The organism is Pseudomonas sp. P7548, assembly GCF_013386585.1.
Lineage (GTDB): Bacteria > Pseudomonadota > Gammaproteobacteria > Pseudomonadales > Pseudomonadaceae > Aquipseudomonas.
In genome coordinates, this window is sequence record NZ_JACARO010000251.1 from 1 (window position 1) to 364 (window position 364).

The window sequence follows — 364 nt, forward strand, 5'->3', positions numbered from 1 at the left end:
GTTCCCAGCCGAGGAACACGATGGCCTGGTCGCGCTTGGTGGCGCGTTCCACTTGCGAGAGCATCCCGGCTTCGCTGGACTCGACCACTTTGAAGCCAGCGGTTTTCAGGCCGAAGGCGTCTTTGTCGATGAGGGTCTGGATGGTGCGATTGCCGTCGTTACCCGGCTCGATGCCATAGATCTTGCCGCCCAGCTCATCCTTGAATTTGGCGATATCGGCGAAGTCTTTAAGGCCTTTGTTGTACAGCGCCTCGGGCACCGCCAGGGTGTACTTGGCGTTTTCGAGGTTGGCGCGGACGGTTTCCACGGTGCCGGCATCACGGTACTGCTTGATGTCGTTTTCCATGGTCGGCATCCAGTTGCC

At 59.3% G+C, this 364-nt stretch carries 1 protein-coding gene; it reads right to left on the reverse strand.

The genetic code is table 11. The annotated features are described in order from the left end of the window. Positions 1-364 (reverse strand): glycine betaine ABC transporter substrate-binding protein (locus tag HX803_RS32545; RefSeq protein WP_306172781.1); only part of this gene is annotated, 364 nt, incomplete at both ends.